This window comes from Methylobacterium sp. (assembly GCF_028290105.1).
Taxonomy (GTDB): Bacteria; Pseudomonadota; Alphaproteobacteria; order Rhizobiales; family Beijerinckiaceae; genus Methylobacterium.
Map to the genome: position 1 here is coordinate 1 of NZ_JAQGKL010000307.1, position 2,963 is coordinate 2,963.

General features: G+C 72.8%; 3 protein-coding genes. All 3 read left to right on the forward strand.

The annotated features are described in order from the left end of the window. Positions 1–776: molybdopterin-binding protein (locus tag JWQ05_RS20230; RefSeq protein ID WP_299662543.1), on the forward strand; the 776-nt coding region annotated here is incomplete at its 5' end. After that, positions 773–2,743 (forward strand): molybdopterin biosynthesis protein, encoded by a 1,971-nt coding sequence (locus JWQ05_RS20235; protein ID WP_299662546.1) that lies wholly within the window; start codon positions 773–775, stop codon positions 2,741–2,743. The genes JWQ05_RS20230 and JWQ05_RS20235, both read left to right, overlap by 4 nt. After that, positions 2,740–2,963: molybdopterin-guanine dinucleotide biosynthesis protein B (mobB, locus tag JWQ05_RS20240; protein ID WP_299662549.1), on the forward strand; the 224-nt coding region annotated here is incomplete at its 3' end. The genes JWQ05_RS20235 and mobB, both read left to right, overlap by 4 nt.

Here is a 2,963-nt window from a genome sequence, read left to right on the forward strand (position 1 = left end):
GGAGGGCCGTGGTCGCGGACGCGCCGTCCCATGACGGCGTGCGTGCGGCGGGCGAAGAGATCGCACACGGGGCCTGCCTGATCGCCGCCGGTGCGCGGATCTCGCCGCTTCATCGTCTCGCACTGGACGTCGCCGGCCTGTCCACGGTCCAGGTCCGAATCCCAAGCCTGCGCCTCGTCGTGACGGGATGTTCCGAAACCCAAAGCCTCTCCGCCTTCATCGCCACGCTGGCCGCCGCGGAAGGCGCCACCGTGACGAAGGTGGTCGGCGTGCCTGACACCCCGGAGGCGATCGCGGCGGCGCTGCGGGCATCGGACAGCGATGCCACGTTTCTGCTCGGCGGGACCGGGTTCGGGCGCGGCGACCAGAGTGCCGCCGGCCTCGCCCGCGCGGGCATCGTCCTCGTGCATGGCATCAGTCTCAGGCCCGGCGGGACCGCCGGGTTCGGCGAGGTCGACGGACGCCCCGTCCTGATGCTGCCGGGGCACCTGGATGCCGCCTTGAGCGCGTTCCTGACCCTCGGCCGCCCGCTCCTCGCCGCGCTCGCGGGCGGGCGGTTGGGCGTTCCGCACCGGGCGACGCTGCTGCGCAGGATCACCTCGACGATCGGACTGAGCGAGATCGTCTTCGCCCGCCGGGAGCCCGATGGAATTCTCCCCCTCGGCGGCGCCGACCTTCCCCTGCGCAGCCTGATCGAGGCCGACGTGGCGATCCTGGTGGCGCCGGAGGCGGAGGGGCATCCGGCGGGCGCGACCGTTGCGGTACTTCCCCTGTGAGCGCACCCGAACCCACCTTCGTCGAGCGCTTGGCCCAGGCCTCGCGCCAGGAGCAGTTTCTCAGCGTGATCAGCCGCGAGGAGGCGATCGCGCGCTTCCGCGCCGCCGTCCCGCACGTCGCCCTCGGGCCCGAGACCGTCACCCTCGCGGACTCCCTCGGCCGGGTCCTCGCGCGGGATGTGGCCTCGCCCATCGACGTGCCGCCCTTCGACCGGGCCCTGGTGGACGGCTTTGCCCTCCGCGCGGCGGACACGGCGGGCGCTACCGAAGCGAACCCGCGCGCGCTCAGCCTGAACCGCGAGATCCTGGCCTGCGGCGTCGCCCCGAACCTGACGGTCGGCCCCGGCACCGTGACACCGATCGCCACGGGCGGAATGATCCCGCGCGGGGCCGACGCCGTGATCATGGTGGAGCAGACCGAGTTCGACGAGGCGGCGATGTCGGTCGCGATCACGCAGGCCGCGCGGCCGGGTCAGTTCATCGGTAATGCCGGCGCCGACATGGCGTCCGGCGAGACGGTCCTGCGCAAGGGCGTCACAATCACCGCCCGCGAGATCGGCATGCTCGCCGCCTGCGGACTCGGTGCCGTCGCGGTGGTGCGGCGGCCCCGGGTCGCCGTGCTGTCCACCGGTGACGAACTCCTCGCCCCGGGGCAGGCCCTGCATCCGGGTGCGATCTACGATTCGAATGGTCCGATCGTGGCCGCCGCCGTCGCCGAGAACGGCGGCGAGGCGCTCCCCTTCGGCATCGTGCGCGACGATGCGACCGCCCTCGAAGCCGCCCTGCGCGAAGCGATGGCGGCAAGCGACCTCGTCGTCCTCTCGGGCGGCACCTCCAAGGGGGCCGGCGACGTCTCGCACCGCATTCTTGAGCGTCTCGGCGCGCCCGGCATCCTCGTGCACGGGGTCGCGCTGAAGCCCGGCAAACCGCTCTGCCTCGCGGTCGCCGACGGCAAGCCCATCGTGGTGCTGCCGGGCTTTCCGACCTCGGCGATGTTCACCTTCCACGATGTCGTGGTGCCGCTCATCCGCGCCCTCGCGGGCCTGCCGCCGCGCGAGGAGACGAGCGTGCGCGCGACGCTCCCGCAGCGCGTCGCCTCGGAGCAGGGCCGGACCGAGTTCGTGATGGCATCCCTGGCGCAGACCGAGGACGGGCTCGTCGCGTTGCCGCTGGCCAAGGGCAGCGGTTCGGTCACGGCCTTTTCCCAGGCCGATGGGTTCTTCGCGGTGCCGGCGGCCCGCTCCGGGCTGGAGGCTGGCGAGACCGTCTCCGTCACGCGCCTCGGAGCGGGCGTGCGCCCGCCCGATCTCACGATCATCGGCAGCCACTGCGTCGGGCTCGACCGGGTCGTCGGCCGCCTCGCCGAGCGCGGCTACCGGGCCCGCACCCTCTGGGTCGGGTCCGCCGGCGGGCTCGCCGCCCTCGGACGGGGGGAGTGCGACCTTGCCGCCATGCACCTCCTCGACCCCGAGACGGGGAGGTACAACCAACCCTTCCTGTCACCCGGGATGGAACTGGCATCCGGCTGGGGCCGCCTGCAGGGTCTTGTTTTCCGCCCCGGCGATCCGCGCTTCGATGGCAAAGGCATCGCCGACACCGTCGCTGCGGCGCTCGCCGATTCCGAAGCCGTGATGGTCAACCGCAACACCGGTTCGGGCACCCGCGCCCTGGTGGATGGTCTCCTGAAGGGCGCGCGCCCGCCCGGGTTCTTCAACCAGCCGCGCTCGCACAACGCCGTCGCGGCCGCCGTGGCGCAGGGCCGGGCGGATTGGGGTGTCGCCATCGGCACGGTGGCGCGGGCCTACGGCCTCGGTTTCCTTCCGCTGGCAGATGAGCGCTACGACTTCGCGTTTCGCAGCGACCAGCGCGATCGGCCGGCGCTCGCCGCTTTCCTCGAAGTCCTGCGCGAGCCCGAGACGCGCCGCGATCTCGCGGAGGCGGGTTTCAATTCCGGAGAGGCCGCGTGAACCCGGCCAGGGTCATCGGCCTCGCGGGCTGGAGCGGGGCGGGCAAGACCACGCTTCTGGCGCGGCTGATCCCCGTACTGGTGTCGCGCGGGCGTCGCGTCGCCACGATCAAGCACGCCCACCACGCCTTCGACGTGGATCATCCGGGCAAGGATTCCTACGTGCACCGCGAGGCGGGCGCGTCCGAGGTCATCGTCTCCTCCGCGCGACGCTGGGTCCA